Here is a 25,948-nt window from a genome sequence, read left to right as displayed (position 1 = left end):
TGTGGAATTCAAGTATTTCTGGAGTTGGTTGGTATGAAAAAGGTTGGTTTTTTTGATAGGAAAGTTGCGAAGATATTTTTTGGATATACATCTGCAATCAGCACTGTTTTTTCATTGTTCTTGATTTTTATCGAAATCCCGAATAGCTATAAAATATTGCTGGGTGTTGTTTTTCTGCTGTTTCTTTTTGTTTTATATATTGGGGTATGGGTTCAGTCAAATAATATAAAAGAAGTGGAGTTGGATATTGAGGGTAGCAAGGTGACAGTGATGACAGGGGATATATTTAAGCAGTCGGGTTTCAAGGTTATTGCGTTTAATGAATACTTTGATACCCAAGTGGATGATAAAGTAATTTCTACTGCTTCGCTGAATGGGATTTTCGTGAGCGAGTATCTAGGGTGTCCTCCTGAAGTTTTGGATGGTCATATTGCAGGTTATGGTTTTGAAGACGGTGAGGTGGTGGGTAAAAATGACGAAAGGACCTCTGGAAAAAAAGTAAAGTATGACATAGGGACTATATGTGTTTATAAAGATTATCTTTTGACCGCGTTTTCAAGATTTGATGAAAAAAATAGAGCGTATTTGACAATGCCAGACTATCTCGGGTTTTTAATAAAGTTCTGGGATCAGGTCAATAAGGTTTACGCTCAAAGAAGTGTGTCTGTTCCAATTTTTGGTTCTGGAATAACAAGAATAAAAGAGCATCGAAATATTTCGGATGAGGACTTGCTTAAAATAATGCTTTGGACATTTAGAATTAGCGAGATGAGATTCAAGTATCCTGCAAAATTAACAATCGTTATACATAAAGATAAAATAGATCAAATAAATCTTCTGGAGATAAAGTCGGCCAGGAATGGTTTGTGAAATTAAGTTTCTAAAGGATTATTGGGTGGCGGGTTGTGCTGGAGGTTTGTAGTTTCTTGATTTTACTATTATTTGCTGTGTGGAAATGGATCTGTTTTGCCTAAGGGTAAAGCAAATCCATCCCCGTTTTATAGAAATAAGCCACGCTTAAGTCGCTAATGCCTTTAGGTTGAGCTTTTGATTTATAACCCCAGTTTCGTATAGTGCTCAGGTGTGTAGTAATGAGGCCCTTTTTTATCGCTACTTGCGAAAGCAGTGGCGTAGTTGTCCAAGGCATATTGGATGATCTTTGGTTGGTATGAAACCGAGAGAGTATAATAGTTTTCGTTTAATAGTGGGTTGGGGATGAAGTTTCTGTCCACGTTCCGATCTTGATCTAGGTTAACCACCACCACTGGTAGTTTGAGTTCAATGATCATTTGGATTTCGTAAGCTAAGTAGGAGACATCGTCGCCACCTTTGCTCTTTCCATCCTTGCTACCCAACAGAACTACCTGTTTTGCATTTTTAATCCGCTCACGCAGGTTCCGTTTTATCGTTTCTGGCTTGCTGGTGTCGCGAGATATGAAAAGGTCATGTGCATCAAAAAAGTCGAAGTCGATGTGTTCATTCGCCTTCCATGCTTCCATCATGCGGTACTTGCCAATATCCTCACTAGCAAAAGCCACGTAAGTTTTGTTTCGATAGCCCATAATTCCATTTTCCTTTGTCGTTGAATCGATAGTTGGAGGTGATTTAATACCACAGTCTGGAAAATACTTCAGCTTGTTTGGTCTGCTAATTTAGTCCGAATTTAGAAGTAGGACAGGAAAGAAGGTGGATTTATCTTTCCGAGTTTGCTTGGCTGCAGCAGTAGCAAAAAAACTGGCCAATCACCAGTTTTTATGCGCAATTCAAAGGCTGTCCAAATTTGGGGCGTCGAGCTTTCCAACAATCCAGGGCCCTACGATATCGCTGCGCATCACCCGCGGGAACGAACCCCATTCTTTTCGATTGTGAGCATCCGGCCCTGTAGCCGCGAGCAACAGGTATTCATCCCTGAAGTCGTCGGAGGCATAGATGAGCCAGAAGTCATTGTCAGGATCATCGACAAGCGCGGTTCGATAATACTGACGACTGATTTTTTTTCCAGCGGTTATGTGTCTCTTCTGTACTTGCGAGATGAATATGACCCATGTCGCTCAGGTCGAGCTTCTCGTCTCTACCGAAAATGGCAGGCAGTTCACCGAACAATTTATTGTTGTAGAACTGTGCGGTAATTGTTTTCCAGTGTTTTACTTTTCGAAAGACTGCAGCAATTTTGACTGCCGGCATCCAGGCCTACTTTGTAATTGGAAGCCTGCCAGTGATCACAAACGTATCGAACACTTTCTGCCCATTACGCACTGCTTCTCGAACATCCAGGAACGTCAGTTCTCTATGGATGACCTTTCTGCGTGGCTTGTCGGTTATTTTAGTGCTGGCCATCATAGCCTCCGAAGGATGTGACCAACTGATGTAATCGATGGTATCCGGGCAAACCGCATAGGGAGGTACACGGAGCTTCTTTTTGCTGGCAGCTTCCATGAGTCCGAAGGGGCGTCCGAGGAGGACGCCCCTTTGTGACGTCAGGACGGTTCAGCATCCATACGTCTGGCAACGACATCCAGCACATCACATCCATCGCGCAACGGTATGCAGCAAAGCATTGCGAAGTCGCTGAGTATCACCGAATCCGTGGTGATGTCGCCGCGCATTGCGAGGTTTTCCAGGATCTGTGTTACCGCGCCAATTCGGTAGCGTGCGGTGCTAAGCAGTGAATGCAGCGGTTGGGTGGTGTTTACGTACAGCGAGGGGAGGTCGTCGGCGTTGCTGGTTAAAGCCATATATTCTTTCATGTGAAGCTCCATTAATTTGAGAAAACTACTACTCAATCGTCGCCAAACGAATGGGTGGTAGCCGTACGCGGGTTGGCGAACCGGGCAATGGAGAAACCGGCAGACCCTAAGGTCTCCCGCGCACAGCCACCATAAAACAGGCAGCTAAGTGCGTTCCGAAACGCTACGAAAATGCTCGAAGGTTTCAGTTCAATTGCCATCGAGTCGCCAAACCCGACACGCCATTTTGGCGTTGGGTGGACTATAGGCCTCGAGACAAAAGCACAGCAATGCGCAAGTGTACGGACAATTCCCAGAGTCGTGTAGGACGTTGCTCTTTTGACAGTTTGTCTGGGGAACTCCCTTTTTTGCCTCAAGCAATCACTACCTGAACCAACGCTGTCGCCCAGCAGTTTCATAATTCCTTGCGGTCTTGCGGCATAGGATAACGACTTAAGGTCACCGCGCTTCCCACCCACAGGAAACTGAAAAATGATCTCGAACCTCTTCAAAGTCGCTCTGATCGCCGGTGCGTTGCTATTGAGCGCCTGTTCGGGTGCAAGCACCCATAGCGAATATTCGGAAGCCAACCTGCCGTCTGCCGGTTTTGGTCCGGGGCCTACCAACAACCCCAATAAGATGAATTTCCATGGCAGTGCGCTCGGCAACAGCTTCGGCGAGTACAGTTCGGGGTTGTTGCACGACGATTAACGGCGGAAGTGTTTCCGCCGTTTTGCGTTTTGCCTGATGTGCCGTGTGCTTTGGGTTGGCGACTGCTGTATAGCGCGGCTATTTGGGCTCGGGCGTGGCTATCCACTGGCCCAAAACTTTCTGGTAGTTGCCTGTCACCTTGGCCAGGTGCAGCCACTGATCGACGTACAACTTCCAGGTCATGTCATCACGCGGCAGCAAGTAAGCCTTCTCGCCGTATTGCATGAATTGCTTCGGGTTCACCGCGCACAAACCAGGTTTGAGTTTCTGCTGATACAGCGCTTCCGAAGCATCAGTGATCATCACGTCAGCCTTCTTGTCCAACAGCTCCTGGAAGATGGTCACGTTGTCGTGAAGCCGTAATTGCGCTTTGGGTAGAAAGGCGTGAACAAAGGCTTCGTTGGTGCCGCCGGCCGGTTCGACCAGACGAACCGAAGGCTGGTTGATTTGCTCGACGGTCTGGTACAGCGCCTGATCTTCGCAACGCACCAGCGGGATTTTGCCGTCGACGTCCAGCGTGGTGCTGAAGAAGGCCTTTTTCTGGCGTTCCAGCGTCACCGAGATGCCGCCGACGCCGATGTCGCATTTGCCCGCGAGCATGTCGGGCATCAGGGTTTTCCAGGTGGTCTGCACCCACTCGACTTTGACGCCGAGGCTGTCGGCCAGCGAGCGGGCCATGGCGATGTCGATGCCCGAGTATTCGCCGTCTTCGGCTTTGACGGTGTAGGGTTTATAGTCGCCTGTTGTGCACACGCGCAATTGGCCCTGTTGGATGACGCTGTCCAAGTGCGATTGCTCTGCCTGAGCACCAAACGATAGAGCGAGCAGGCCACCGAGCATCATTGTGCTTTTCAGGTTGTTCATTGTTTTCCGGCTTCCATGATGGAGAGGGTGCTGAGAGTACTTACTTTCTGCTGCTCCGCTCAACTTCATCCTCGCCGGGGTGGACTCAGTGACAGCAGCAACTTGAACCGCCGCAGCCAGATTTCTTCTTTACGCTTTCGTGTTTGTCTTCTGTCAGTACGCTTGCTGGATACCCTGCCTCCTTCAATGCCGATAACAGAACATCGCTCTGGGTATCTCCAGTCACCTTGACCCGACCGGACGCCAGATCGACAGTCACTTCGCCCACTCCTGCGAGCGGTTGCAACGCGGCGTTGATGTGTTTGACGCAACTCCCGCAGCTCATGCCTTCGACTTGCAGTTCAGTGCTGTTCATTACGTAAACCTCTTTGATTGTGAGCGGCAGGTGGTGTGATGAAGTAGATCGATGGTTGACCTTGTCACGATGGCAAGGTCAAGCGCTTCTTAAAGGGCGTTAGTTGTTCATCGGCATCTTCATCATGCTCGACTGCTGATCCATCATTTTCATCATCATGCCCATCATCTGGTCTGAGCGGTCCTTGCCGCCGGACATGCCTTTGCCCATTCCCATGCCTTGGCAATGGTTGTGCATCATGCCCATGCTGTCCTTCATCGTGGCCATGCCTTCTTGCATGGCGGCCTGGCGTTCGGCCGGGGTTTTGGCGGCAATCATTTTTTCGTGAGCGGCCTGCATTTTTTCCATCTGCTCGCTCATGGCCTTGTCTTGCGCGGTGGCGGTGGCGGTGGCGGTGGCGGTGGCGGTGGCGGTGGTCGGTGCGGTTGGCGGTGTGTCGGGGTGATGTTCCTCGACGGCCAGAGCAACCAATGGGCTACTGATGAGCAGTGCGGCGACGAGTGCTTTGAAGTGCGTATGCATGGCAATCTCCAGTGAGTCAGGGACGTACAGGAATTGAGCTGCGCTAAAGAGGCGAAGCCAAAGGGAGCGTCCGGTATTCCGGACGCTCGGAGATCGGTTTTAATTGTTGAAGCGAACGAAGCGCAGGCGTGCGGGCGGCCACAGTGCGAGCACTTGGCGGATCAGCAGCGGTAGGTGAGTGCGGAACCGGAGCATAGTGCGTACTCGATCCGAGGGGTGACCTTGAGCTTAGTCCCGAGCAAGAGGCTGTCATTGATCCATATCAAGTGGTGCCCCTTTACGTTACTCCGCGCTCATTTCCATCTCTGGACTCAACGTCCCCAGCCAGGCCACCAACCCCACAATCAACACCGCCGCCACCCACTCCACAACCACACTGCGCCGCAATGCATTCGCCGCTACCTGGTATTGCCTGTCCTGCAGCGAACGCTCCAACAGTGGCCCAAGGTGAAACCGATTCAACGCGGCCAGCACCAGCATTCCGGCAAACAACCCGACTTTGATAAACAGCAAAATCCCGTAGGTGCTGAGAAACACCTCGTCAAGTTCAGGGCCGACAATGAACAGGTAGTTCACGATTCCCGTCACGGTGATCACGATCACAATCACCGCGCCCACCCATTCAAACCGCTTAACAGCACGGACGAGCAGCCGGATGCGTTCTTCGCTTTGCAGTGCGTTGATCCTTGCTAACAAGGCAAAGGCGATCAACCCACCCAGCCACGCCCCCGCCGCCAGCAGATGCAAGATGTCGGTGATGAAATGCCAATACCGCCGGCTACCTTCATCCATCGCTCCGTGACCGCTCCAGGCCAGGCTGGCCAAGGCGATAGCGCCGGCAAAAGACGCGATCAGCAGGCTGAATCCGGGCGCACGTTGATTGAGCATCACTGCCAAACCGCCGACAACCAACGCGACAATGCGCACGACCCAGGCCAGCCCGACATCCGTCTCAAACACCATCATCTCGATATGCGGGCGCAGCTCGGCAAAGTCCGTCTCACCGCTCATGGCGCTCGCCATCATCACCATGCCGGCGATGGAAAGCAGCACAGCCAGCACTGCCGTTCCCCCCAACATCGACCGAAACGGCAATACCGCACCCGATATCCGTTCCTGTCCTTTCAGGCTATAGAGTCCAAACAGCGCCAGCCCAAACAACAACATCAAATCCACATACAACCCAAAGCGCAGTGCAATGCTGACCGAGTCGCTCATCAATCACTTCACTTTGAACGTAACGTTGCCGGTAATCGGGTGGGTGTCCGATGACACCGCGCGCCATTCGACTTTGTAGGTGCCGACAGGCAGTGGCGAAAGCGGTGTGATGACCATGGTTTTCGGATCGCTACCCCCAGAGACTTTGGCTTTCATCGGCATGGGGGAGTGCGCCATGCCGGGCATTTCGGTCATGACCAATTTTGCGCCGGAGAACTGGGTCATGAGGTTTTCCGAGAAGTGCAGTTCGACGGTGCCGGGTGCCGCGCCATCCGCACCTTCGGCCGGGGTGGAGGACAGCAGTTTCGGGTGTGCTTGAGCGAGCGCGCTCATGAGCAGTCCAATGACAACAGCGGTAGTTTTAATCATGCGCATGCAAGGCCTCTTACCGCTTTAAGCGGTTGTTTTTTTGGTTGTTGAGTTAATGCGTTTAGAACCACAGGCGAACACCGAGCACCAGGCGTGCTTCGCTGCGGTCCTCACCTTCATCGTTGGCGTAGTCGGCGGTTTTGCCGTAGGTCCGGTTCCAGGTCACGCCGATATAGGGCGCGATTTCCCGGCGGATTTCATAACGCAGTCGCAGTCCGGCTTCGGTGTTGGATAACCCGGAACCGATCCCCCGTTGCGGGTCGTTTTTGCCGTAGAAGTTGAGTTCGGCGGTCGGCTGCAGGATCAGCCGGTTGGTCAGCAGGATGTCGTAGTCGCCTTCCAGTCGTGCGGCGGTTTGGCCGCCTTCACCGATGAAGGCGGTGGCCTCGGTTTCGAAGTTGTACAGCGCCATGCCTTGCACGCCGAACGCAGCCCAGGTTTGCGGGTCGCCGGGTTTGAAGTCCTGGCGAACGCCGGTCACCACGTCCCACCACGGGGAGATCGCGTGCCCCCACAGGGCCTGGATTTCGGCGTCGTCGGTTTTGCCGTTGGTGCGTTCGCCTTCGGAGCGCAACCACAGGCGATCGATGTCGCCGCCGATCCAGCCGGAGAGATCCCAGGCCAGGGTGCTGCCGTTGTCAGCGTCCTGCCATTCGAGTTTATCGGCGAGGAAGTAGTAGTTGAGCGCGGTGTCATGCACGTTGTGCCCGGTCGGGCTTGCGTACACGGCGGCGCGGTCGGCATCGGTCAGCGCCGGGATCGGCGTGCGGCTTTCGATCGGCGCGGCGGGCTGCATCTGGCCGTCGTCCATGCTTTGCATTTGGCTGTGGTCCATGGCCGGCATCTGGCTATGGTCCATGCCCGGCATCTGGCTGTGATCCATGTTCTGCATGTCGTCGGTGGCTGCCATCGCCGAGGAGAGTGTCAGGCTCGCGGTCACGAGTGCCAAAGAAAGGGGAGTGAGTCTGGTCATGGATAGGCGCCTCATTCTTCCACCCGCACTTCACGGAACATGCCCATTTCCATGTGGTACAGGAGATGGCAGTGATAGGCCCAACGGCCGAGTGCGTCGGCGGTGACCCGATAGCTGCGTCGGGAACCGGGCGGCATGTCGATGGTGTGTTTGCGCACCATGAACTCGCCGTTCTCGTCTTCGAGGTCGCTCCACATGCCGTGCAGATGAATCGGGTGGGTCATCATCGTGTCGTTGACCAGCACCACCCGAACCCGCTCGCCGTATTTGAGGCGCACAGGTTCGGCGTCGGAGAACTTCACGCCGTTGAACGACCAGGCGAATTTCTCCATGTGACCGGTGAGGTGCAGTTCGATGGTACGGCTCGGGTCGCGACCGTCCGGGTCTTCGAAGGTGCTGCGCAGGTCGGAATAGGTCAGGACGCGGCGGCCGTTGTTGCGCAGGCCGAGGCCGGGATCGTCGAGTTTGGGGGCGGTGGTCATGGCTTGCATGTCCACCAGCGGGTTGTCTTTTTCCGTCTCGGGATGGGACTGCATGCCGGGCATGGCCATGGTGCTGTGATCCATGCCCGCCATGCTGCCGTGATCCATGCCGCCCATGCCCATGTCATCCATGGTCACCAGCGGCCGTGGGTCCAGCGGCGGTACCGGCGCGGATAAACCCGCCTTCGCGGCAAGCGTGCCGCGTGCAAAGCCAGTCCGATCCATCGACTGGGCGAACAAGGTGTAAGCGGCTTCGGTCGGTTCGACAATCACATCGAAAGTCTCCGCCACCGCAATGCGAAACTCATCGACACTCACCGGTTTGACGTGCAGGCCATCCGCAGCAACCACCGTCATTTTCAGCCCGGGAATGCGCACGTCGAAGTAGGTCATGGCGGAGCCATTGATGAAGCGCAGGCGCAGCTTCTCGCCCGGCCGGAACACGCCCGTCCAGTTCGAGTTCGGCGCCTGGCCGTTCATCAAGTAGGTGTAAGTTGCGCCGCTGACGTCGGCCAGGTCGGTGGGGTTCATCTTCATTTCGGCCCACATCTTTCGGTCGGCGACCGTGGAGCCCCAACCTTTCTCACTGACGTCGTGGATGAAATCACCCACGGTGGGCTTGTTGTAGTTGTAGTAATCGGACTGTTTTTTCAGCGTCTTCATCAGGCTGACCGGATCTTCATCGGTCCAGTCGGTCAGCATCACCACGTAATCGCGGTCGTACTGAAACGGCTCCGGTTCCTTGGCGTCAATCACCAGCGGCCCGTAAACGCCGGACTGCTCCTGAAAACCCGAATGGCTGTGGTACCAGTAAGTGCCGTTCTGCCGGACCTTGAACTGGTAAACGTACATGCCGTCCGGCTCGATGCCGTGAAAGCTCAGCCCCGGCACGCCGTCCATGTTGGCCGGCAGCAAGATGCCGTGCCAGTGAATGGAGGTGTTGGCGTTGAGTGTGTTCTTCACCCGCAGCGTCACCGTGTCACCTTCGCGCCAGCGCAGCAGGGGGCCGGGAATACCGCCGTTGATGGTCATCGCGGTGCGCGGGTTGCCGGTGATGTTGACCGGGGTTTCGCCGATGAACAGGTCGAAGTCGGTGCCCGCCAAAACCTGGGGCTCGCCAGGGCTGGTGACCGCCCAGACAGGCGTGCGCCATAACCCGAGCCCGCCGAGGAGCCCGCCCGCGGCCAGCCCCTTCACGAAGGTGCGTCTTGATGTGTTGGAATGCATTCCGTTTTCCCGGTCCGTCAGCGTGGAGAGAGCTTGACGACGAGGCTAACGGGCGGCGCCTTTCAGCAGGCTGAGGCGGGGATTACAGTTTTGTCAGGTTCATGCCGTATTTATTGGTTTGTACCAGGCGTTGACGTTGCGGCCACCGTGCCGCCACCGCAATTGATATACGAAGACGACTTCAACCAGCGCTGATCCGGATAGTAAGAAAACAACAACTGCCCATCTTTCATCGAATCAATCAACTTATGCGCAATCGCCGGCCGCACAGCCGGACAACCCAGGCTTCTACCGATCCGGCCATTCGCTCGGGCAAGAACCGGACTGACATAGGGCGCCCCGTGAATAACGATCGCCCGCTCTAATGCGTTGTCATTGAACCCCGGCTCCAGACCTTCCATGCGCAAGGAATAACCATTCTGGCCGACATAGCTCGATTGGGTCCGATATAAACCAAGACTGGTGGCAAAGCTTTCATTCTGGTTGGAGAACTTGACCGCCATGTTCTCGCCGCTGTTGCGACCGTGGGCGACCAGTTCGTGGAATAGTAATTTGCGTTTCTTCAGATCGAACACCCACAACCGTTGTTCGGTCGAAGGCAGTGAGTAGTCGATGACAGCGAGTCTTTGGACAGGGGCTTTACCTTGGGCCAAGCTGCATTGGGTAGCGCGTACGGCCAGCCCGATGACTTTGGCGTTGGCGTCAGGTGCTGCTTTGAGCAGCGCGGCTTCAAGCGAATCGGCGTAGGCTGCCGGTACTGAAACTGACGTCAGCAGCAGGGCCGTGAAGAGGAAGCCAAAGCGGTCTAGCGCCATATGTAAATCTCACATTAATGTTTCGAGTCTAGCAGTGTGCAGAAGTGCTAGCCGTTGAATACGGGGCGATTAAGGATTATCCATGGGGCAGTTAACAAGGTTATTCGTCATAAGCCGCATCTTTTTTATGGGCTTTCTGATCAGCGGCGCAGCGATTGCAGAAACTTCGCCGATTGAGGCGGTATCTGCCGTCATCAGCAGAGCTGGCGCGGCACCTGACGATTACGTCGCTCAAACGATTCAGGCGGCATTTGAGCCATTGAGTTCATCGTTTCCACCCTTGCTCACTTCCCGTGGCTATCGACGGGTGGATCCGAGTCGTGTGGTCATGGATTTTTACATGCATCGGGGTTATCGCTCGGCTTGGGCGAACGACAGCGATGTCATTCAGTTATTGAAAAGCCTGAGCGAGACGCAGGCCGATGGGTTGGACCCTGCGGACTTTCATATTGATGAGTTGGCGAAGGCCAGAGCATCGATGCAGGCAGCAGAGCCGACGGTGGCGCAACGGGCGGCATTCGATATCGCGGCGACCCGGACCTTTGTCACCGCGCTGCTGCAATTGCGGCGCGGCAAGGTTGACCCTTCGCGTCTGGACATCCATTGGAACTTCGACCCCGTCGGCGCCGATCCTCGTGGAGACATGAATAACTTGTTCGCCGCGCTCGATGCTCATGACGTGGCGCGCGCCTTTGCGCAAGCACCGCCACAAGAGGCGGTTTACCGCAGCCTGCGTGTGGGCCTGGCGCAACTGCGCAAGGTTCGGGACGCGGGCGGCTGGCCGAAGATTGCCGAAGGCCAATCGCTCAAGCCAGGCATGGATGACGCCTCTGTCGCGCAGTTGCGAGCACGTTTGGTGGCAGGTGGTTATCTGGCCCCATCAAAAAAGCCACGCACTGATTACGACGACAGCGTCGCCGCGGCGGTGAAAAAGTATCAGGCCGAGCAATACCTGGGGGCGGACGGCGTGGCGGGGGCCGCGACACTGGCGGCGTTGAATGTGCCCGTAGAGGCGCGGATAGACCAGGTCCGGGTGAACATGGAGCGTGCGCGTTGGTTGCTGTACAAACTTCAGGGCACTTTTGTCATCGTTGATATTGCGGGTTACAAGGTGGCGTTTTATCGCGACGGTAAGGCGATATGGCGTTCCCGAGTTCAGGTCGGTAAGCCGTTCCGCAGTACGCCGGTGTTTCAATCCGAGATTACTTACGTGACGTTCAACCCCACCTGGACCGTGCCGCCGACCATCCTCGTCAAAGACATGCTGCCGAAGATTCAAAGAGATCCCGGCTACCTTGCGGCCAACCGGATAAGAGCGCTTGATCGAGAGGGGAATGTGCTCGATCCAGCGACCGTCGACTGGAGTAATGCGCGCGGTATCACGTTGCGACAGGATGCAGGCCCGGACGGCTCGCTCGGGCAGGTGGCCATTCGGTTTCCCAATGAATATTCGATTTACCTCCACGACACGCCGCATCGCGAACTGTTTGCGCAATCGCGTCGAGCCACCAGTTCAGGCTGCATACGCGTGGAGAACCCACTGCAGTTAGTTGAACTGCTGTTCAACGACCCGGTTCGTTGGAACAGCGCCGGAATACAGGCCCAGTTGGCTAATGGCAAGACCGAAAACATCAGGCTTCCCGTCAAGGTGCCGGTGCTGTTGGCTTACTGGACAGTGGACCTGAGTAGCGATGGTCGAGTGATGTTTAAACCGGATGTATACGGCTACGATTCCGCGGTACTGCGGGGATTGAATCTGCCTTCGGAATTGCCTGTTCTGGATGTGCAACGAGCAGGAACTTCCGCTGTTGCAACGGGGCAAAACCGGCAATGGCCGTGAAGGAAGCGGGACTTGTTATCCGTATGTAACGGTCAGGTCATCGATGCACCAACGATGCAAGCGCTCTGCATCAACCTTTGCACTCCGTCGCAGATTCCGGGGTTGGCGAAGCCAAAAGGTTGGCTCACCCGTTGAAAACTATCACAATGCCGAATAGTCACCGATCATCGATGTAAGGGATAGGAAATTGAAGATGGATGTTGCGCAAAAAAAAACGTCACTCAACACAGGTATGCTTGATGTGCATGACCTCGATGAGTGCCGCAACATCCAAAAAGGTGCCGTGTTTATCATCGCCTCGGGGGCGTCAGCTAAAGATTTTCCGCTGGAAAAGTTTGCAGATGTTCCGATGATCACAATGAACGGCGCCATTTCCATGTTCTCCGGGACAGGTATCAAGCCGTTCTTTTATGCCTGTACCGATCAAGGCTTTTCCCGACAGCAACCCGAACTGTTTTCAGAGGGTATGCGCATCAGTCAGCGGGTTGCACTGTGGCAAGAGCACATCTGGCATACGACAGTAGCGCCTGAGGGCGAGCTGTATTTGCTCGGTCGAGCACCCAAGCTCTCCTGGACAGACCTGGTGTTCAGGGCCGATAAAGAACTCGTCAGAAGTCGCAAACTCGGAAATGGCCGTAATAGAACCCTTGGTTTCAGCAAGAACCTTAAACGCGGTTTTTTTGATGCACGTACTGTGGCCTATCTGGCGTTACAGATTGCCTATCACGTGGGGTTTACCAAGGTGTTTTTAGTGGGCGTCGACTTGAATCAGTCGGTGAGCCGTTTTTACGAAGAGGTCGGCACGTTAGCGTCGCCATGCCTGCTCGATCAGCATTTTTATACGAGAATCCTGCCGTCGTTCGAGATCTTGTCCAAGTACGTCGTGGATGAAGATTTTCAGGTCTACAACTTATCCAGTTCTTCAAGGATTCCGGGTGAGCTCATTCCGCGAGTGACGTTGGATGAGATCGACAAGTTGATCTAAAGGTTGTTCGTGCTTTATTGAAATGGGTGCCCTCGAGAATGGGGCTTGCTGAGCCCCTCTTATTGATTCCCTACAGCTCCTGATTCCTCCCGAAAAAACTCCACCAACGTCTGTTGCAACCCGGTCAGTGCTCCCTCGCGGCTGATCAATGCCAACTCGGTCGGTGGCAATTCGGACAGGTCGGTGCACACCGTGTGCTAATGCGCCAGGGGGGGCAGAAAGTGCTCGGGCGCAATTGCACCGTGCGATGCGGCGGCTAGCCAAAGGACATTTGCCCCATACCCCCCCGTAGACTAAGCTCACAAAAAATAAGGGTTTTGGGGTGCTACCCATGCCTTACCCTTACAGGACGAGCTTTTGCCTATCCCTGCGCACGATCCGCACCACGCCACCGGCGTCACGTTGAAACGGTTACCTCTGCGCAAAGCAGCGGTACTGTTTATTGCGGTCGTGTGCCTGAGCCTGTGCGGTTTGCTGTACCTGCAACTGGAGCAGTCGCGCCGGCATGACCTGGCCTTGGCGCAAGTGGCGTCATCAAACCTGACGCGGGCCATGGCGCAGCAGGCCGAAGACACCTTCATGCAAGCCGATCTGGTGCTGACCAGTCTGGCCGACTGGATTCAGGCTGACGGTTTCGGCGCGCCCCAAAAGGCACGCTTGCAGAAAACATTCGCCCGGCGGGTGCAGGCGCTGAATCAATTGCACGGGATATTTCTGTTCGACCAAAAGGGGCAGTGGGTCGTTACCTCTTTCGACGAACTGCCACGCGGACCGGGTGTAGGGGATCGCGATTATTTCAAGTTCCACCAGCAGAACGTCTCCTCCCTGGCGCACATCGGGCCGGCGATTCGCAGTCGGGAAAATGGCGAATGGATCATCCCGATATCCAAACGGCTGAACGACAAGAATGGCAATTTCCAGGGCGTCTTGTTGGCCGGTATCAAGATGGCGTACTTCGATCAGTTCTTCAAAAGCTTCAGCATTGATGATAACGGTTCGATGTTTTTGGGATTGACCGACGGAACGCTGCTGGCGCGACGGCCGTTTGTGGAGTCGCAGATTGGCACATCACTGGCCAAGAGCGAGATCTTCGAGAAATTGCTGCCCAACGCGCCTTCCGGTAACGCGATGTTCAGCTCGCTGGTCGATGGTGTTGTGCGGTTGTATGGCTACCGTCAGCTCGACGCTTATCCGTTGGTCGTGTCTGCCGCCTCGTCCAGGGAGGCGATTCTCAAGGATTGGTACGACACGGCATTTCGCTCCTCAGTCATCGTTGCCCTGGTGGTGTTGGGTGTGGGGCTGTTCGGTTGGATGTTCCTTTATCAGGTGCGTGTCGGCGAACAGGTCGAGGCGGATTTGCGCAAGGCAAAAGAAGCGCTGAAGTTGATCGCGACCCACGACAGCCTGACCGGCCTGGGCAATCGCCGGCTGTTCGAGGGCGCGCTGGACATCGAGTTCGGCCGAGGCGCCCGGCAGTCGAGTTCACTGAGCCTGATCATGCTCGATATCGATTACTTCAAGCGCTACAACGACGCTTACGGCCACGTGGCAGGGGACCATTGCCTGGCTGAAGTGGCGCGGGCGGTGAAGGGGTGCTGCCATCGAAAAGCCGATCTGGCCGTGCGCTACGGCGGAGAGGAGTTTGCGGTGTTGCTGCCCGACACCGACATTCACGGCGCGCTGGTGATTGCCGAGCAGATCCGTCGCAGCGTCATGGACAAGAACATCATCCACAGCGGTTCACCCACGGGCTTCGTGACGGTCAGTCTGGGTTGTTATTCGTTTGTACCGACGGGGCGGGACAGCATGGAAGTGTTCATCGAACGTGCGGATGCGGCGCTGTATCAAGCCAAGCATTCGGGGCGAAACCGCTCGGCGGTGCTGTCGATGGAGGGTGGTGTCGATGCGCTGCTGCGTTCGGATCGTTGAGGTGTCTATCGAGGGTGTTTCTCCAATTGGCTGCCGGCACCGAAGGGCGGGTTCAACCTGACCATGCGTTTATATGGGCCCAAGCCCGAGGTGTTGAACGGCAAGTGGAATCCTCCGCCGGTCAAGCCAACCTAGTTCCGCGTTTCAGGCCCAAAAGCAGCCGACGATCATCGGCTGCTTTTACGCGTCCAGCTGCCCGTCCCGCCGCCCGCACCACCCGTTCCACCGCCCGCCGCGCCCGTGCCACCCCCCGCGCCAGAGCCGCTGTTCCCGGGATTGCCACCATTTCCGCTACCCGACGAGTCCGAGCCACTATTGCTGCTGTTAGCGTTATGGTCGCTCGAGGGTTGGGCAGGGTAATTGTTGGGCGCCATGGTCGAGCCGCCGATTGAACCCGATCGGGTACCGGTCGCATCAGCGCCATCGCCTGAGGCTGCAAAAATGCCGACGGACAGGGTGCACAGCACTCCAGCCAGTAACAGCGAAGTCATTTTGATGCTCATCATGGTGCGTCTCCAGAGATGAGTCGTTACCTGATGTGGGTGTGATGGACAGAGCGCGTGGTGCCGCGTGGTTGACGAGTGGCCGGCGTGCAATTACAGGGCAGCGGTCTTCGATTAGCAATGGTTGTGTCAACGGTTCTTCAATTGCTGCAATGGCTTGCGTTATCCAGGCGCCAGGGCCCAGCATGGCTGCTATGTTCAATGAACGTTCGGCGAGTGCCCTGGTAAAAAAGCATTGCGAGCGTCGCATCCCGATCGGGCAATCGATTGACAGGATCAAGTGCATGGATATGACCGCTGCTACCACCGTCACCGTTCCCCGTCATACGCCGATAACCCGCAACCTGGTGTTTGTCGTCGGCTTGTTGTTTGTTCTGGGTGTGCTGATCGCCCTGTGGGCTTTGTTCAACATTGCCGGGAGGCTGGACACCCAAGACCTGACCAAGACCACGTTCTACACCCAGCGTGCGCTGGAAAACCGCATCACCGCCTCGAAAAACTACATCGCCAGTTATGCAAACTGGACGAGCGCCTACGACCATTTGAATGGCACGGTCGATGTGCAATGGGCCTACGTCGAGCAGAACCTGGGCAAAACCTTGTTCAGCATCGATCACTACGATGGCGTCTTCGTAGTCGATCATCAGCAAACCAAATACGCAATGGTGCGCGGGCTTCAAGTACAGGAGGCGGCGACCACCTATCTTTCGGCATCCATGGCGACGCTGATACAGGCAGTCCAGAGTCAGGAAAGTCTCATTGATCCCGTCAGCCAGTTCACCCTGTTCGAGGGCAAACCGGCATTGCTGACGGCCGCCGCGATCGTCCCCAATGACGAAAGACCGGCGGTCGATCCCCACAGCACCTCGGTGCTGGTGTTCGTCGACCAATTAAGCCCTGACAAGCTCAGCGCCCTGGGCGCCGATTACGGTTTGCATGATTTAAACCTGGCGCCTGATAACGCCATCTCGCCCGGCAGGCCCGCCGTGGCACTGGCGGGCACCGGCTATAGCCTGGTTTCCCGGCTTGAGCAGCCGGGTCATCAGTTGCTCTGGTCGTTGCTGCCGCCATTGGGCGGCGCGCTGCTGGTGCTGGCGTTGTTAACGGCTTATTTCTTCCGGTATGTCTTGCGCACGTCCGGGCACGTGGATGCCAGCTACACCAGCCTCGATTTATCGAACCAGGCGCTGGAGGCCAGTGAAGAGCGTTTTCGTGCCGTGGCTGAGGCTGCTTCCGACTGGATCTGGGAAATCGACGACAAACATTGCATCTCTTATCTGTCAGGACGTTTCGCCACCGTCACCGGTTTTTCCGATCAGCAATGGATAGGGCAGGACATCGGGCAACTGCTCAATTGCGACACGCTGCCCTTGTCGCTGTGGCTGCATAAGCTCAATGAAGAACAGCCTGTCAGCCATTTGCGCTGCTCCTATCGCGATCAGTCGGGGCAACAGCGTATTTGCCGGGTTTCGGCGCGACCGATCCATCGCCAAGGCGCGGTGCTGGGCTATCGCGGAACGGCCAGCGACATCACCGATGAAGTCGCCGCCCATGCCCAGATCCAGCATCTATCGTTGCACGATGCCCTGACGGGGCTACCGAATCGCAACAAGCTGGCACGTTTCCTCGACGAGGCCCTGGCGCAGAAAGAGCATTCGGCGGCGCTGGTGCTGTTGATGATCGATCTGGATAACTTCAAGCCGATCAACGATTCCCTCGGTCACCCGGCAGGCGACGCCGTGCTGCTGGAAGTGGCCACCCGATTGCGCGAGTGCACGCGGGACATCGATCTGGTCGCCCGGCTCGGTGGTGATGAGTTCGTGCTGGTGCTCAACGGCATGGACAGTCACGCCGAAATCGACCGGTTCTGCGAGCGTTTGCTTGAGAGCCTGCAGCAGCCGATTCATTACGAGCATCACACGCTGCACATCGGCGCGAGCATCGGTGTCGCCTTGAGTCGGCGTCAGGGGCACATTCCCAATGAACTGATCCGGTGTGCCGACATAGCGCTGTATCAGGCGAAATCCGATGGCAAGAAGACCTGGTGCTACTTTGCGCCGCACATGAACGATCAGATCCAGCACCGTCGGCAACTGGAAAACGACCTGCGCCGGGCGATCAAGAACAACGAGTTCGTGATGCATTACCAGCCGCGCTACAACATGGACGGCAAGCAAGTGGTCTCGGTGGAAGCGTTGCTGCGCTGGCAGCATCCGGAGCAGGGGCTGCTGAGCCCCGACGAGTTTATCCCTTTGGCCGAGCAGACTGACCTGATCGTGCCTTTGGGGCGCTGGGTGTTGCGCGAAGCCTGTGAAACGGCCCTGACCTGGCCCGGTGCGTTGATGGTGTCGGTCAATTTGTCGCCTGTTCAATTTGCCCGCAGCGATGTGGTGGAGGACGTCAGGGAGGCCTTGATCCAGAGCCGTTTGCCGGCCAGTCGCCTGGAGCTGGAAATCACCGAAAACGTCATGCTCATCGATGTGGAGGGCGCGTTGGCGACCATGAATGCACTCAAGGAGCTGGGCGTGCGGTTGAACATGGACGACTTCGGCACCGGCTATTCGTCCCTGGGTTATTTGCGCACGTACCCGTTCGACGGGATCAAGATCGACAAGCGTTTCATCTCGTCCATGAGCGGCGGCGGCAATGACCGCGCCGTGGTGCAGGCGATCATCAACCTGGGCAAAGCCATGGGCCTGACCGTGACGGCAGAGGGCGTCGAGACCCTGGAGCAACTGGACTTCCTGGTCTCGGACCAGTGCCATGAGGTGCAGGGTTTCTACTTGAGTCGGCCTATGGAAAAGCAGGCGTTACTGCCGTTGTTGAAGGCATCGCATGACGAGTTTTCAGTGTAGGGGCGTGCCTTTAGTCGCCTGTTTCGCTCGTAGAGGCAACTGCCGGGGCGCACCCCTGGTCACAACTGGACATCGACCCTGCGTTGCGAGCGTTGGCCCATGAAGAACTTGAAAATCGCGACATTCAACGTCAACGGCATGCGCGCCCGACTGCCGAACTTGCTCGCCTGGCTTGAGCGCGAGCAGCCGGACATCGCCTGTTTGCAAGAGCTCAAGTCAGTCGACAGTGCATTCCCCGCCGCCGAGCTTGAGGCCGCAGGATACGGCGCGCTCTGGCAAGGTCAGTCTTCGTGGAACGGCGTGGCGATTCTGGCGCGGGATGCGCAGCCGCTGGAGAGTCGTCGAGGTCTGCCGGGCGATGACAGCGACACCCATAGCCGGTATCTGGAGGCCGCCGTGCACGGGATTCTGGTGGGCTGCCTGTACCTGCCCAACGGCAACCCGCAGCCGGGGCCGAAGTTCGATTACAAGCTGGCGTGGTTCGAACGACTGATCCGCTACGCGCAGACGCTTCAGGCCAGTGATCATCCGGTGGTCCTGGCCGGTGACTACAACGTGGTGCCCACCGACCTCGACATCTACAACCCGCGATCCTGGCTGAAGGATGCGTTGCTGCAACCTGAAAGCCGCGAGTGTTATCAGCGCCTGCTGGCCCAGGGCTGGACCGACTCCTTGCGCCATCTGTATCCAGAGGATCGGCTCTATACCTTCTGGGATTATTTTCGCCAGCACTGGCAAAAAAACTCCGGGTTGCGCATCGATCATCTGTTGCTTAACCCGGCACTGAGTCCTTATTTGCAGGAGGCCGGAGTCGATGCCTGGGTTCGCAACGAGCCCCACGCGAGTGATCATGCGCCGGCATGGATTCGATTGAGTTCGCGCAAGCGGCGTTGAGATTGAAGTGGGTGGCGATTGGCTAAATCAATTGTCGGTCGAACCGCTTTTTCCCTTATACATGGCGCCCATCGGCGGAGAAATCCGGCCCCCTGCATAAGGACTGAGCAATGAGCGAGCCACAGCTGACGAATCTTGCGTTGTACCTGCAGCGACTGGGCTTCGATGCGCCTCCGGCGCCGACCCTGGACACCCTGCGCCAACTTCAACTGCGCCACACCGGCGTCTTCCCGTTCGAAAACCTCAGCACGTTGTCGGGCCAGCCGGTGCTCATCGACCTGCCGTCCATCGAGCAAAAGGTCCTGCACGATGGTCGCGGCGGTTACTGCTACGAACTCAACAACCTGTTCCTGGCCTTGCTCCAGGCGCTGGGCTTCGACGCTCGCGGCCTCTCCGGCCGAGTGGTCATGGGCCAACCCGAAGGCGCGTGGACTGCCCGTACGCACCGCTTGAGCCTGGTGACCCTGGACGGCGTGCGCTACATCACCGACGTCGGCTTTGGCGGCATGGTGCCCACCGCACCGCTGATGCTCGATACCCCGGCTGAACAGCTCACGCCCCACGAACCCTATCGCATCGAGCAGCACGAGGATGGCTACACCCTGCGGGCCAACGTCGGCGGCGAATGGCGGGCGATGTACATTTTCGATTTGCAGCGCCAGGAAGACATCGATTACGCCGTCGGCAACTGGTACGTCTCGACCCACCCCGAATCTTCGTTCGCCAGGCAGCTGATGGTGGCGCGCACCGGGGAAGGGTGGCGCCGCACGCTGAACAACGGCAGTTTTGCAATTCATCGGATCGGCCGTGAGACTGAACGGCGGCAGGTGGCGGATGTGGATGAATTGATGGGTTTGTTGCGCAGCGAATTCGACATTCGGGTGCCGCGGGAGGCGGCGTTGCGCCGAGTTATTGAAGGGCTGATTCAACAGCCCTAAACCTCACAGCTCCAGCCCCTCCTGCACCACCGAAAGCAGGGTGTCTTCGGTCATGGCGATCGCATCCGGTTGTTGCCCGGATTGATCGATCGCCTGCAGCCACCACTGTGTCTCGCCGTGTTCGCTCACGGTTCGCAGCATCGAGAGTGCCTTTCCTTGGGTGCGGATCTCGACCCGCCCGGCACCATCCTCGGTGAAACGAGCGACGGGGTCGAAGGTGATGCTGTGGTGGTTGCCTTCAATCAGTAACTGGTCGATGGCGTAGTCGTAGGTCGCCCCGTCAGGATGACGCTCGAAGACGTGCGTCGGCACTCGCCGAATGTTCAGCCCGGCTTCGCTGAGCGGCGCCAGCCAGGCTTCGATGAGGTGGTATAGCTCGTAAACCTGTGCAGGCCAGCTGTCGATCTGCTGATCGGCACAGTGTGTCGTGTCGGCACTGGACTGTTGGGTTTGCTTCAGTTTCGCGACGAGTTGGTCAGCCTTGCTCATGTCGATTTCCTATCGTGGTCTCAGTGAGAGCGTACCTCTATCAAGGTAGTGCACGTCTTGCCTTGCGTCATGTTGCCGGGAGGTTTTGGTTTCAAGGGGCTTGCCGACGATGAGTCTCGCGGGCTTGGAATGGCCATGTGTCCATAATCTGACTGGTTAGTTGTATACAACTCTATAGACATTTGTCCTGAGTCTTGCATACAGTGTGCGCATAACAAAAACCAGGGAACCCCCCAACCATGAAAACGCCCCATGTTTCACACCAACGGCCTGAGGACGAAAATCTCGGGATCGGCGCGAATATGGCTTACGGCCTGCAACACGTTCTGACCATGTACGGCGGCATCGTCGCGGTGCCTTTGATCATCGGCCAGGCGGCCGGGCTCTCGCCAGCGGACATCGGTTTGTTGATTGCTGCTTCATTGTTTGCAGGGGGGCTGGCGACATTGCTGCAAACCCTGGGCTTACCGTTTTTCGGCTGCCAATTGCCGCTGGTACAGGGCGTGTCGTTCTCTGGCGTCGCAACGATGGTGGCGATTGTCAGCAGTGGCGGGGAGGGCGGGTTTCAATCGATTCTCGGGGCGGTGATTGCCGCGTCGTTGATCGGCCTGCTGATCACGCCGGTGTTCTCGCGAATCACCAGGTTTTTCCCGCCGCTGGTCACAGGCATTGTGATCACCACCATCGGCCTGACGCTGATGCCAGTGGCCGCACGCTGGGCCATGGGCGGTAACAGCCATGCTCCGGACTTCGGCAGCATGTCGAACATCGGTCTGGCGGCGGTGACGCTGGTGCTGGTGCTGCTGTTGAGCAAGATCGGCAGCGCGACCATCTCCCGCTTGTCGATCCTGCTGGCGATGGTCATCGGTACGGTGATCGCGGTGTTCCTTGGCATGGCGGACTTCTCGTCCGTCACTCAAGGTCCGATGTTTGGCTTCCCGACGCCGTTCCACTTTGGCATGCCGACCTTCCACTTCGCCGCGATCCTGTCGATGTGCATTGTGGTCATGGTGACCTTGGTGGAAACCTCGGCTGACATTCTGGCGGTGGGTGAAATCATCGGCACCAAGGTCGACTCCAAACGCCTGGGCAACGGCCTGCGCGCCGACATGCTGTCGAGCATGATCGCGCCGATCTTCGGTTCCTTCACCCAAAGCGCGTTCGCCCAGAACGTCGGGCTGGTGGCGGTGACCGGGATCAAGAGTCGCTTCGTGGTGGCGACCGGCGGTTTGTTTCTGGTGATCCTCGGTTTGCTGCCGTTTATGGGCCGTGTCATCGCCGCTGTACCGACTTCAGTCCTCGGCGGCGCCGGTATCGTGCTGTTTGGCACTGTGGCGGCCAGCGGTATTCGTACGCTGTCCAAGGTCGACTACCGCAACAACGTCAACCTGATCATCGTCGCTACCTCCATCGGCTTCGGCATGATCCCCATCGCAGCGCCGAACTTCTACGACCACTTCCCAAGCTGGTTCGCCACGATCTTCCACTCGGGCATCAGCTCGTCGGCGATCATGGCGATCGTGCTGAACCTGACCTTCAACCACCTCACTGCCGGTAACTCCGATCAGCAGTCGGTGTTCGCGGCCGGTACTGAGCGGGTGCTGCGTTATCAGGATTTGGCGGCGCTGCGCGAAGGGGATTATTTCAGCGAAGGAAAACTGCGTGATTGCGACGGGAATGAGATTCCGGTGGTGGAGGCGGACCATGGATCGGCGGAACCGCGCTCGGTGCATGCGAAAAGCAGTGAGCACGTTTGACTGCACTCAAGGGCGGATTGAGAGTCAGGTTGACACTCACTCCAGTCATGATTGAAAATCGGACTCGAGGTCTGCAATTGCGCATCCTTGGGCTTGGCCTCCAGTATTGGCCCCCCATCTTGTTGGCAGCAGAGAAGCTGGCTCCCTCTGAAGTAGTGACGACTGGCATGCCGGTCGGATTCTGAACCCAAGGTCATTCGTGATCTGGAGCTAAAGAATCGCTGCGACTACTCCTCGAAATATTCAAAAGGCGTCCTTTGGGGCGCCTTTTTTATTGCCTGGAATCTGGTTTGGCAATGGTGCCGACCAAGGTGCCTTCAGCACGTCTCTTGGGATACCAGGTCACGACGTAGTAACCGAAACCACGACGCTCGTTCCTCGGCTCGAGAATGAGTGAGCCGGTGGGATTTTTGAGTACGGCGACTCTGTGGTCTCCTCGCATTTCCTTGAATTCGCAGTAGATGGGAGCGCCAGGTACGACCATTTTGGCTATGTGAGTCGCGACATCGTCGATAGTGTGGCAGCCATACTTTGCCAAGTCTGCTTTGTGGGCTTCCCAAACATGCCGGACGCCGAACCCTTTGTTGATTCCTTTGTGTATCCCGACCCTCAGGAAAATCTCACCTCCCCGTAAATCAAACTTGGGCATGTCAGGGAGCGTACCAAAGCTCAACGAGCCTGAAGGGTGAGGGACAAGGACGTTCTCCTTGAGCTTGAGTAACTCTGACACGCGAACAATCCGAGGCTGCCGCTAGGCGAAAGGCGCTATTCATAACGTACAAAGAGGCTGGTTTACAGGCCGCATCTGGCCATCACCGAAGTCGTTGCTGGTGCTCTGGGCCAAGGTTTACGGGGGTAAAAGGACAGTAGAAATCTCGGCTACAGAAAGACAGGAGATTTCCTACTTTCAAAGGAGGGATGATTTGAAGGATTGCGTGTATGGCGACCACAAAAAAGCCCCTGAACCTTTCGATTCAGGGGCTTTTCGATATTGCTGTCTGGCTCCACGACCTGGACTCGAACCAGGGACCCAGTGATTAACAGTCACTTGCTCTACCAACTGAGCTATCGCGGAATGGCGTGTATGTTACTGATTCAAAAAGAGAAGTCAAGCATCTGTTAGCAATTTGACGGGTTCATGGGGACGGGTGGTGGTTTATCGACCCTGGGCGGTTACCAGAATCGCCTCAGAGGTCTACCATGGCCGCCCGGAAGTGGTTACACGCGCTGCCGGCCATTCGCCGAAAAGGTACGCGCCATGAATCACCCAATCACCACACCTCGCCATAACGGGGTGTTCGCATGAGCATCGCTCAAATCAGCCTGCCCAAAGGCGTCGGCCCTCACGCCGAAAAACTGTTCGACGCAATCACTCAGGCCAGTACCGCTGATGAATTGAACCGTGCCGGTGGCAAGGCCGAAGGGTTTGTCCTGGGCCTGGAAAGCACCAAGGCCATCAAAAGCCAGGTCGCCGAATCGCTCTACGTCGCCTATGACGACGCTGCCAGCCAGCGCGCGACCGAATTGGCTTAACCGCCGAAAGTGACGGTGGCGAGCATCAGTTTGGCGTACAGCATGGTTGCGGCCAGCTGCACCAGCCACAAGGCCAGGCCGCCGAGAAACACGCCGGCAGCGACTTGCATCACCAGATTGTTACTGCGTTTGGCCGGGGTACGAGGCACGAAGTGGTCCAGCTCATCGCGGTTGGCGCGTAGGTCATCGTTTTTCATGTGGGTTCTCAAAAATTCTCGGGTGTACATAAAACCTTGTGGGAGCGGCGGTGCGGCGATCCGACTTGCTCGCGAATGCGGTGTGTCATTCAGCATAGATGTCGACTGAAACACCGCTTTCGCGAGCAAGCCCGCTCCCACATTTAGTATGTGTGCAGTCTAGAGCGGTCGTTCGCTGCGCTGGGAATTATCTGAGGCAAATAAAACGGGAAGCCCAAGGGCTTCCCGTTTTTTACCACTTGACGATTCAGATCACCGCAACGATGGCCTTGGTCACGACGTCGATGTTGCTCTGGTTCAGCGCGGCCACGCAGATGCGGCCGGTGTCCAGGGCGTAGATGCCGAACTCGCTGCGCAGGCGCGTCACTTGCTCAACCGTCAGGCCGGAGTAGGAGAACATGCCACGCTGACGACCGACGAAGCTGAAGTCACGTTGTGGCGCGTTTTTCGCCAGCAGGTCGACCATCTGAATGCGCATGCCGCGAATCCGCAGACGCATTTCAGCCAGTTCTTCTTCCCACTGGGCACGCAGTTCCGGGCTGTTCAGTACAGCGGCGACAATGCTTGCACCGTGGGTCGGCGGGTTGGAATAGTTGGTGCGGATCACGCGTTTGACCTGCGACAGCACGCGCGCGCTTTCTTCTTTCGATTCGCTGACGATCGACAGGGCGCCCACGCGCTCGCCGTACAACGAGAACGATTTGGAGAACGAGCTGGAGACGAAGAAGGTCAGGCCCGATTCAGCGAACAGACGCACGGCAGCGGCGTCTTCGTCGATGCCATCGCCAAAGCCCTGGTAGGCCATGTCGAGGAACGGTACGTGACCTTTGGCTTTCACGACTTCCAGCACGTTGTTCCAGTCCGCAGGGCTCAGGTCCACACCGGTCGGGTTATGGCAGCACGCGTGCAGGACAACGATGGAGCCGGACGGCAGGGCGTTCAAATCTTCCAGCAAGCCAGCACGGTTCACGTCGTGGGTCGCGGCGTCGTAATAGCGATAGTTCTGCACCGGGAACCCGGCCGTTTCGAACAGCGCGCGGTGGTTTTCCCAGCTCGGGTCGCTGATCGCCACGACGGCATTCGGCAGCAGTTGCTTGAGGAAGTCGGCACCGATTTTCAGCGCGCCAGTACCGCCAACGGCCTGGGTGGTGATGACGCGGCCAGCGGCGATCAGTGGCGAGTCATTGCCGAACAGCAGTTTTTGCACGGCCTGGTCGTAGGCGGCAATACCGTCGATTGGCAAGTAGCCACGGGAAGCGTGTTGAGCGACGCGAATCGTCTCGGCTTCGACAACGGCGCGCAGGAGTGGAATTCGCCCCTCCTCGTTGCAGTAAACACCGACCCCCAGGTTGACTTTGTTGGTACGGGTGTCGGCGTTGAATGCTTCGTTGAGGCCCAGGATTGGATCACGTGGTGCCATTTCGACAGCGGAGAACAGGCTCATTTTGCGGCGGCTCTGAATGGAAAATGGAGGGACGTGTCGCGCTCCAGCCGAATGCACTAGAGCGGTGCACAAACGGGGAGCTAGTATAGAGGCCATCTGCGATTGATGGCGACAGACGATTCGGCTTTTGCGGTAAGTTTTTCCGATTATTTCTCGACCGTTAGTCGATTGGCATCGTCAAAGGTTTTACCCGATGTAGGACGTTTGCCTTGAAAGCGATGGCAATCGGCTCCACATTGAGCACAATCCAGTTTTTTCCTCGGGCGACATCGGTCGTTTGCGGTCTTTCCCGTTGTTGCCCGGTTCACCCGGACAGGCGCGA

26 protein-coding genes, 1 tRNA gene and 1 pseudogene are annotated in these 25,948 nt (G+C 56.6%); 11 read left to right on the top strand and 17 right to left on the bottom strand.

Translation table 11 applies throughout. The features are described from left to right. The first annotated feature begins 33 nt into the window (after positions 1-33). Positions 34-870 (top strand): macro domain-containing protein, encoded by an 837-nt coding sequence (locus tag DFS28_RS15945; RefSeq protein WP_111450566.1) that lies wholly within the window; start codon positions 34-36, stop codon positions 868-870. A gap of 182 nt (positions 871-1,052) precedes the next feature. Here the strand turns inward: DFS28_RS15945 and DFS28_RS15940 are convergent, their stop codons facing one another. The 3 genes from DFS28_RS15940 to DFS28_RS15930 all read right to left on the bottom strand — a co-directional run bounded on the left by DFS28_RS15940 (position 1,053) and on the right by DFS28_RS15930 (position 2,747). Further along, positions 1,053-1,562: a TIR domain-containing protein gene (locus DFS28_RS15940; protein WP_111450565.1), complete on the bottom strand. Its 510-nt coding sequence runs from the start codon at positions 1,560-1,562 to the stop codon at positions 1,053-1,055. Between the two features lie 391 nt (positions 1,563-1,953). Then, positions 1,954-2,184 (bottom strand): hypothetical protein, encoded by a 231-nt coding sequence (locus DFS28_RS30875; protein ID WP_256596887.1) that lies wholly within the window; start codon positions 2,182-2,184, stop codon positions 1,954-1,956. Positions 2,185-2,477: 293 nt separating this feature from the next. After that, positions 2,478-2,747: a hypothetical protein gene (locus DFS28_RS15930; RefSeq protein ID WP_046057033.1), complete on the bottom strand. Its 270-nt coding sequence runs from the start codon at positions 2,745-2,747 to the stop codon at positions 2,478-2,480. Positions 2,748-3,218: 471 nt separating this feature from the next. On the opposite strand from DFS28_RS15930, the gene DFS28_RS15925 reads away from it, so the two are divergent. Next, complete coding sequence (locus tag DFS28_RS15925) at positions 3,219-3,437, top strand: hypothetical protein (protein ID WP_111450564.1); 219 nt, start codon at positions 3,219-3,221, stop codon at positions 3,435-3,437. Between the two features lie 78 nt (positions 3,438-3,515). On the opposite strand, the gene DFS28_RS15920 is transcribed toward DFS28_RS15925, so the two are convergent. From DFS28_RS15920 to DFS28_RS15885, 8 genes are all read right to left on the bottom strand, one after another. Then, positions 3,516-4,301 (bottom strand): transporter substrate-binding domain-containing protein, encoded by a 786-nt coding sequence (locus DFS28_RS15920; RefSeq protein WP_111450563.1) that lies wholly within the window; start codon positions 4,299-4,301, stop codon positions 3,516-3,518. 85 nt (positions 4,302-4,386) lie between these two features. Further along, the gene (locus tag DFS28_RS15915; RefSeq protein ID WP_111450562.1) at positions 4,387-4,656 is read right to left on the bottom strand and encodes a heavy-metal-associated domain-containing protein; all 270 of its coding nucleotides are present in this window, start codon (positions 4,654-4,656) and stop codon (positions 4,387-4,389) included. A gap of 99 nt (positions 4,657-4,755) precedes the next feature. Continuing rightward, positions 4,756-5,178 (bottom strand): hypothetical protein, encoded by a 423-nt coding sequence (locus tag DFS28_RS15910; protein ID WP_111450561.1) that lies wholly within the window; start codon positions 5,176-5,178, stop codon positions 4,756-4,758. Between the two features lie 282 nt (positions 5,179-5,460). After that, entirely contained in the window at positions 5,461-6,396 is a 936-nt protein-coding gene (gene copD, locus DFS28_RS15905; RefSeq protein WP_111450560.1) for a copper homeostasis membrane protein CopD, read from the bottom strand. Positions 6,397-6,399: 3 nt separating this feature from the next. Continuing rightward, entirely contained in the window at positions 6,400-6,771 is a 372-nt protein-coding gene (copC, locus tag DFS28_RS15900; protein WP_111450559.1) for a copper homeostasis periplasmic binding protein CopC, read from the bottom strand. A gap of 55 nt (positions 6,772-6,826) precedes the next feature. Further along, complete coding sequence (locus tag DFS28_RS15895) at positions 6,827-7,738, bottom strand: copper resistance protein B (RefSeq protein ID WP_111450558.1); 912 nt, start codon at positions 7,736-7,738, stop codon at positions 6,827-6,829. 11 nt (positions 7,739-7,749) lie between these two features. Continuing rightward, a complete protein-coding gene (locus DFS28_RS15890) occupies positions 7,750-9,447 on the bottom strand; it encodes a copper resistance system multicopper oxidase (RefSeq protein WP_111450557.1) in 1,698 nt (565 codons plus the stop codon). Between the two features lie 110 nt (positions 9,448-9,557). After that, complete coding sequence (locus DFS28_RS15885) at positions 9,558-10,262, bottom strand: murein L,D-transpeptidase catalytic domain family protein (RefSeq protein WP_111450556.1); 705 nt, start codon at positions 10,260-10,262, stop codon at positions 9,558-9,560. A gap of 82 nt (positions 10,263-10,344) precedes the next feature. Here DFS28_RS15885 and DFS28_RS15880 point away from each other — a divergent pair, with 82 nt between their 5' ends. The 4 genes and pseudogenes from DFS28_RS15880 to DFS28_RS15860 all read left to right on the top strand — a co-directional run. Further along, positions 10,345-12,102, top strand: coding sequence for a murein L,D-transpeptidase (locus tag DFS28_RS15880; RefSeq protein WP_111450555.1), 1,758 nt, complete (start codon positions 10,345-10,347; stop codon positions 12,100-12,102). Positions 12,103-12,295: 193 nt separating this feature from the next. Next, on the top strand, positions 12,296-13,087 hold the full coding sequence (locus DFS28_RS15875) for a lipopolysaccharide biosynthesis protein (RefSeq protein WP_165934002.1): 792 nt from the start codon (positions 12,296-12,298) through the stop codon (positions 13,085-13,087). Positions 13,088-13,444: 357 nt separating this feature from the next. Then, positions 13,445-15,016, top strand: a complete 1,572-nt coding sequence (locus DFS28_RS15865; RefSeq protein WP_111450554.1) for a GGDEF domain-containing protein — start codon at positions 13,445-13,447, stop codon at positions 15,014-15,016. Between the two features lie 21 nt (positions 15,017-15,037). After that, positions 15,038-15,151 (top strand): annotated as a pseudogene (locus DFS28_RS15860) (DUF1214 domain-containing protein); the annotation flags it as partial. Between the two features lie 32 nt (positions 15,152-15,183). On the opposite strand, the gene DFS28_RS30870 reads toward DFS28_RS15860, so the two are convergent. Continuing rightward, a complete protein-coding gene (locus DFS28_RS30870; protein ID WP_111450553.1) occupies positions 15,184-15,522 on the bottom strand; it encodes a hypothetical protein in 339 nt (112 codons plus the stop codon). Positions 15,523-15,803: 281 nt separating this feature from the next. Here DFS28_RS30870 and DFS28_RS15850 point away from each other — a divergent pair, with 281 nt between their 5' ends. The 3 genes from DFS28_RS15850 (at position 15,804) to DFS28_RS15840 (ending at position 20,206) form a co-directional block, all read left to right on the top strand. Next, positions 15,804-18,374: an EAL domain-containing protein gene (locus tag DFS28_RS15850; RefSeq protein WP_111450764.1), complete on the top strand. Its 2,571-nt coding sequence runs from the start codon at positions 15,804-15,806 to the stop codon at positions 18,372-18,374. 99 nt (positions 18,375-18,473) lie between these two features. After that, entirely contained in the window at positions 18,474-19,268 is a 795-nt protein-coding gene (locus DFS28_RS15845) for an exodeoxyribonuclease III (protein WP_111450552.1), read from the top strand. A gap of 110 nt (positions 19,269-19,378) precedes the next feature. Then, complete coding sequence (locus DFS28_RS15840; RefSeq protein WP_111450551.1) at positions 19,379-20,206, top strand: arylamine N-acetyltransferase; 828 nt, start codon at positions 19,379-19,381, stop codon at positions 20,204-20,206. A gap of 3 nt (positions 20,207-20,209) precedes the next feature. Here the strand turns inward: DFS28_RS15840 and DFS28_RS15835 are convergent, their stop codons facing one another. Further along, positions 20,210-20,695 (bottom strand): hypothetical protein, encoded by a 486-nt coding sequence (locus DFS28_RS15835; RefSeq protein WP_111450550.1) that lies wholly within the window; start codon positions 20,693-20,695, stop codon positions 20,210-20,212. A 239-nt stretch (positions 20,696-20,934) separates the two neighbouring features. Here DFS28_RS15835 and DFS28_RS15830 point away from each other — a divergent pair, with 239 nt between their 5' ends. Further along, positions 20,935-22,452, top strand: a complete 1,518-nt coding sequence (locus DFS28_RS15830; protein WP_111450549.1) for a nucleobase:cation symporter-2 family protein — start codon at positions 20,935-20,937, stop codon at positions 22,450-22,452. A 271-nt stretch (positions 22,453-22,723) separates the two neighbouring features. On the opposite strand, the gene DFS28_RS15825 is transcribed toward DFS28_RS15830, so the two are convergent. After that, the gene (locus DFS28_RS15825) at positions 22,724-23,182 is read right to left on the bottom strand and encodes a hypothetical protein (RefSeq protein WP_111450548.1); all 459 of its coding nucleotides are present in this window, start codon (positions 23,180-23,182) and stop codon (positions 22,724-22,726) included. Positions 23,183-23,451: 269 nt separating this feature from the next. Next, positions 23,452-23,527, bottom strand: a tRNA-Asn gene (locus DFS28_RS15820). A 227-nt stretch (positions 23,528-23,754) separates the two neighbouring features. Between DFS28_RS15820 and DFS28_RS15815 the strand changes: the two genes are divergently transcribed. Next, on the top strand, positions 23,755-23,985 hold the full coding sequence (locus DFS28_RS15815) for a hypothetical protein (protein ID WP_008007186.1): 231 nt from the start codon (positions 23,755-23,757) through the stop codon (positions 23,983-23,985). Here DFS28_RS15815 and DFS28_RS15810 read toward each other — a convergent pair. Both DFS28_RS15810 and DFS28_RS15800 read right to left on the bottom strand, forming a co-directional pair. Then, positions 23,982-24,182: a hypothetical protein gene (locus DFS28_RS15810; protein WP_111450763.1), complete on the bottom strand. Its 201-nt coding sequence runs from the start codon at positions 24,180-24,182 to the stop codon at positions 23,982-23,984. The two genes, DFS28_RS15815 and DFS28_RS15810, sit on opposite strands and share 4 nt — an antisense overlap. A gap of 247 nt (positions 24,183-24,429) precedes the next feature. Further along, positions 24,430-25,626, bottom strand: a complete 1,197-nt coding sequence (locus DFS28_RS15800; protein WP_008151296.1) for an amino acid aminotransferase — start codon at positions 25,624-25,626, stop codon at positions 24,430-24,432. Between the last annotated feature and the right edge of the window lie 322 nt (positions 25,627-25,948).

It is taken from the genome of Pseudomonas sp. 478 (assembly GCF_003254125.1).
GTDB lineage: Bacteria > Pseudomonadota > Gammaproteobacteria > Pseudomonadales > Pseudomonadaceae > Aquipseudomonas.
This window is presented reverse-complemented; position numbering and strand designations above follow the sequence as displayed.